Source organism: Desulfobacula sp. (assembly GCF_021107415.1).
In genome coordinates, this window is record NZ_JAIOSW010000150.1 from 1 (window position 1) to 5,143 (window position 5,143).

At 35.5% G+C, this 5,143-nt stretch carries 6 protein-coding genes; all 6 read left to right on the forward strand.

From position 1 onward, the window contains the following. Nucleotides 1-528 (forward strand): DNA gyrase C-terminal beta-propeller domain-containing protein (locus K8S13_RS08300; protein ID WP_291461896.1); only part of this gene is annotated, 528 nt, incomplete at its 5' end. 12 nt (nt 529-540) lie between these two features. Continuing rightward, nucleotides 541-1,932 carry a membrane-bound lytic murein transglycosylase MltF gene (mltF, locus tag K8S13_RS08305; RefSeq protein ID WP_291461897.1) on the forward strand — a complete coding sequence of 464 codons (1,392 nt, stop codon included), beginning with the start codon at nt 541-543 and terminating at the stop codon, nt 1,930-1,932. Further along, nucleotides 1,932-3,404, forward strand: a complete 1,473-nt coding sequence (locus K8S13_RS08310) for an Rne/Rng family ribonuclease (protein ID WP_291461898.1) — start codon at nt 1,932-1,934, stop codon at nt 3,402-3,404. The genes mltF and K8S13_RS08310 overlap by 1 nt, the downstream gene beginning before the upstream one ends. Before the next feature lie 72 nt (nt 3,405-3,476). Next, the gene (locus K8S13_RS08315) at nt 3,477-4,304 is read left to right on the forward strand and encodes a hypothetical protein (RefSeq protein WP_291461900.1); all 828 of its coding nucleotides are present in this window, start codon (nt 3,477-3,479) and stop codon (nt 4,302-4,304) included. Nucleotides 4,305-4,337: 33 nt separating this feature from the next. Beyond that, nucleotides 4,338-4,682 (forward strand): preprotein translocase subunit YajC, encoded by a 345-nt coding sequence (gene yajC, locus K8S13_RS08320; RefSeq protein WP_291461901.1) that lies wholly within the window; start codon nt 4,338-4,340, stop codon nt 4,680-4,682. 20 nt (nt 4,683-4,702) lie between these two features. Further along, nucleotides 4,703-4,987 (forward strand): hypothetical protein, encoded by a 285-nt coding sequence (locus K8S13_RS08325; protein WP_291461902.1) that lies wholly within the window; start codon nt 4,703-4,705, stop codon nt 4,985-4,987. Nucleotides 4,988-5,143 lie beyond the last annotated feature (156 nt).

Genomic DNA, 5,143 nt, shown 5'->3' on the forward strand with positions numbered 1-5,143 from the left:
CATTTGTCTATTCAATCCAATGCCCACATCAAATTCATGCTGTCAGGAGAAACCCAAAATCATTTCCTGGTCGGTTCAGACAGCGGATATGGATTTATTATTAAATTTTCCGACTTTTTAACCAATTTTAAAAATGGCAAAGCCGTCATCAATTTAAAAACAAATCATCAATTATTACCTCCGGATAAAGTTGTTGACTTGGCAAGCGACACCATCGCTGCTGTTACTACCGCAGGCAGACTTTTGATATTTACTTTGGATCAACTGCCCAATTTAAAGAAAGGCCAGGGGAATAAAATCATTTCCATCCCGGGTGAAAAAATAGGCCAGACAAATTCTGAAAAGCTTAAGTTCCTTAAAATATTGCCATTAAACTCTAACCTTGTTATACATTCCGGTAGACACTTTCTTAAATTGAACCCTGGAAATCAAAAAAATTATACAGGGAGGAGAGGCCACAGAGGAAAAAAGCTTCCCCGTGGATACCAAAATGTTAATAACGTGGAAATTTTGCCCATTGAACCTTAATCAGGGTCAAAAATGAAAAAATTTTATTTTAATAATTTTATTTTAATAAACCTTTTAGGTCTATTGTCTTTTTTGATCTTTTTATCTGTATTGATCCATAATAAGGAATTTGGTTCTGATCTAACCCGCGTAGAAAGAATTAAAAAAACCGGCGTCCTGAGGCTGATCACCAATAATTCCATTAATACCTATTATTACTATAACGGACAACCCACCGGGTTTGAGTATGATCTCGCCCGTGAATTTGCCAATTTTCTCAATGTTGATCTTGATATTGTTACCCCTGGCTGGAACAATATGTTTTCTTATCTTGAACAGGGAAAAGGTGATTTTATTGCAGCAGGACTTGCCATAACAAAAGAGAGGTTGGAAAAAGTCAATTTTTCAATCCCCTATATGACCATTCAGCAGCATATTGTTCATCATAAATTAGTTTTTGGACCTAAAAATATTGAAGATTTGACTTTTCGAACCATCCACGTCCGTAGAGGAACATCTTATCATTCACGGCTTGAAGAAATCAAGAAAACCGGTGTTGATTTCAATTATATCCTTCATGACAACGTTCCAACAGAAGAATTAATCCGTATGGTCCATGACAGAGAAATAAAGTTTACCGTTGCTGACAATAATATTGCCTATCTGAATCAAAGATATTATCCGGATATTCGGATTGGAATTGCGCTGCAGGAAAAAGAATCCCTTGCCTGGGCAGTCAATAAAAATGATTCAAAAATGCTGGAGCAGATTAATAAATTTTTTCTCTATGCAAATGAAACAGGGTTATTAAAACAGATCTCTAATAAATATTATTCAAATATTAAGGACACAGATCCCTATGACCTGAAAAGGTTTCATCAAAGAATCAAGACCCGGTTGCCAAAATATAAAAAAATTATTATTGAGGAATCACAAAAATATGGTTTTGACTGGAAACTAGTGGCAGCCGTTGTTTATCAGGAATCCCATTTTAATCCTAATGCAAGAAGCTTTACAAACGTCAGGGGACTCATGCAGGTCACAACGGTTACAGCTGAAGAGATGGGTATTAAAAACCGCCTTAAACCATCACAAAGTATCAAGGCCGGAATAAAATATCTTGATAAAATGGTTAGAAAATTTGATTATCTTGGAGATGATTATGAGAGAATTCTGTTTGCTTTGGCCAGTTACAATATCGGTTATGGACATGTAATTGATGCGATGCAGATAGCTGTTGATATGGGGTTGGATGGAATGAAATGGCAAAACTTAAAAACAACCCTGCCTTTATTATCAAAATCAAAATACTACAAACAAACCAAATATGGATATGCAAGAGGTTGGGAGCCGTTGCAATATGTTGAACGTATCCTTACCTATTATGACATACTCAAACAAAAAAATTTTAAAGAGATAAAGTAATGACAAAAAAAATTCTGATTAACGCGTTAGATCCTGATGAAAACAGGATTGCAGCTCTTAAGGATAACAAACTCGAACAATTTCACATTGAAACAACTGCAAAACAAGTAACACAAGGCAATATTTATAAAGGTATTGTCATAAGAGTTGAACCCAGCCTTCAGGCTGTCTTTGTCGATTATGGTGCGCCTAAAAATGGTTTTCTTCAAAAAAATGAAATTCATAAAGACTATTTTCAGGATGTTGAATCCGGTGGAAAGGCCCTCTTTAATTTAATCAAGAAAGGCCAGGAGCTCATTGTTCAAGTGACAAAGGACCCCATCAGTCAAAAAGGGGCCATGTTGACAACATATATTTCTCTGCCCGGGAGACTGTCTGTCTTAATGCCGGGAAATTCCACAAAAGGTGTTTCCAGAAAAATCAGCGATGAGGATGAAAGGAAAAGACTTGTCAATATCATAAAAAAAATGAAAGTTCCCGACGGGTTTGGCATGATTGTCAGAACTGCCGGAAAAAATTCTACTAAAACTCTGTTGACTGCTGATCTGAAATACCTGATGCGGGTATGGAAAGATATTGACCAGAAAGCTGTCAAAAACACTGCCCCTTCTTTGCTCTATAAAGAGCAGACCCTTGCTGTAAGATCTTTAAGAGATTATTTCACATCGGATGTTAAAGAAATTTTAATTGACAGTCCTGAAATTTTTAAAGAGGTAAGAGATTTTATTGGTCTAATAGCACCGAAACAAAAGAAAATTGTTAAGCATTTTAAGGGTGAAAAACCCATATTTACAAAATATCAACTTGAGGATCAGATTGCGTCTATTTACAAAAGAGAGGTCCCCCTTAAATCCGGCGGGTTTCTTGTAGTAGAACAAACAGAAGCCCTGGTTTCAATTGATGTCAATTCAGGCAAATCCACTAAAAAGAAAAATATTGAAGAGACGGCTTTTCATACAAATATTGAGGCCTGCGAGGAAGTTGCAAGACAATTGAGACTTCGTGATATGGGTGGTCTGATCGTGATTGATTATATTGACATGAAAGAACGGCGGCATAAAGCTGAAATCACTAAAACATTAAAAAAACATTTGAAATCTGATAAAGCCAAAACAAAAGTCGGGGGAATAACAAAATTCGGGTTATTGGAGATGACGCGACAGCGTATTCGATACTCAATCACTTTTGGAAGTCATGAAACTTGCAGGTATTGTAATGGCAGGGGACAAATTCCTTCTGTAGAAACCCAGGGGCTTGCATTTTTAAGGCAATTGAATTTAAAGACATTAAAACCTGAAATAAAAGAAGCGACAGGGCTTGTACCCTCTGAGGTAGCCAGTTATTTATTAAACAAAAAAAGAGACGAGTTGACTGAAATTGAATTTAAAAAAAAGGTTGCAATTACGATTGAGGGTGATCCAAAGATGGTTTCCGGGGAAAGCAGAATCGTTATAATAACCGATACTAATTGAAGACCTTTCTTGACATAAATCGTTCTATTGTGTATCTGAAACAATTTCAAACTTAATAAGAAAGGAGAATACATGCTCCTGAAAAAGAATGAAAAGAAAATATTATTAATAACAATAGCAGTGATTTTATTTGGGGTGACGGTTTTGGGCATCCTGTATTTTAACAAATCCCATGGGGGAAAAAGTGAAGTTACAACAATAAAGGATAAAATATCCATCCCCCAAAACACTGGAGATAACAAAAAGAATATTATTACTATAGAGGACGGAATAGTTCAGGGCGACATTATTGTGATGCCGACCATTGATTATAACGATCTTAAAAAAAATAAAAAGCTCAAAGAACTAATGGTATCGCGCAAAGAAAGCTTAGGCATTAAAAAAAGTCTTGATATGATTGTTCATTCTGATGAAAGCTTTAAAATTGGTGATATTCACATCTCCATGAGAGATATCTTGGAAAAGGCATTTATCCAAAAAGGAGAGGTCTTTCAGGAAAAAATTGAGGACTCAGGAGCTGTACGACCTCAAAAAATAAAAGAATATGGGATTTATGTGGTTCAGTCAGGTGATAATATATGGAATATCCATTTTAATATTTTAAAAGAATTTTATGAATATCAGGGAATATTTGTTTCATCAGAAGCTGATGAACCGGTTGCTTTTGGAAAGAGTTCCGGTGTAGGAAAAATTTTAAAATTTTCCGAAACCATGGTCATTATCTACAATCTTATTGAAAAAAAAGTAGATTCTAATATTGATTTATTAGAACCATTAAGTAAGGTTGTGGTTTACAATATGGAAGAAGTGTTTCCACTTCTCCAGGAAATCAACTATGAAAACATAGCCAGAATCCAGTTTGATGGAAAAACTATCTGGATTCCGGCTAAAAAATTATAAATTTGTATTTTATTTATCTAAGGAGGACTTATTTTGATTAGCACAGCGTATGCAATGGGACAAGGCGGCGGGACAGGTCAAGCCGGTGGAATAGCAGGTTTTTTACCCATTATTATTTTGTTTGCAATTTTTTATTTTCTTTTGATCAGACCCCAGCAGAAAAAAGCCAAGGAACATAGAGAAATGATAGCTAACCTGAAAAAAGGGATTAGAATCATTACGTCCGGTGGTGTCTATGGAACTATCCAAAGCATTGATGATACAACCATTGGCCTTGAAATAGCTGAAAAGGTAAAAATAAAAATTTCCCGGGGAAATGTTGCGGCCGTAATTTCAGGTTCTGAAAATGTTAAGATTGAAGATAAAAAGAAAAAATAAATCCATTAGGAGTAATTAGATTGAAACCATTTACCTTTAAAACTGTATTAATTACAGGTGTTATTTTAGCAGCCATTGTCTGCCTGCTTCCTACGTTCTTTGATTCATGGCCCCATAAAAAAATCAATCTGGGGTTGGATCTTCAGGGAGGAATGCACCTTGTACTTGAAGTTCAAAATATCAAAGCCGTTGAAGCAGAAATTGAAAGGACCATACAGGAAATTAAAAAGCAGCTCAGGAAAGAAGGTATAAAGCATCTTGGCATTTCTCGTCTTAACGATAACGCTATCCTTGCAAAATTTTAAAATGGTGTAGATAAATCCGAGTTTGAGGCTGTTCTTTCCAAAAACTTTGAAAATCTAATCACTCAAAACCCTCATACCGACAACAATATCATCTCATACAAATTAACCCTGCCGGAAAAAGATACAGACAACATAAAAAAAATGGCCACGGAACAG

Excerpts from the sequence above, each read along its gene's own strand:
- mltF (WP_291461897.1), top strand. The coding sequence starts at position 541 with ATGAAAAAATTTTATTTTAATAATTTTATTTTAATAAACCTTTTAGGT.
- K8S13_RS08310 (WP_291461898.1), top strand. The coding sequence starts at position 1,932 with ATGACAAAAAAAATTCTGATTAACGCGTTAGATCCTGATGAAAACAGG.
- K8S13_RS08315 (WP_291461900.1), top strand. The coding sequence starts at position 3,477 with ATGCTCCTGAAAAAGAATGAAAAGAAAATATTATTAATAACAATAGCA.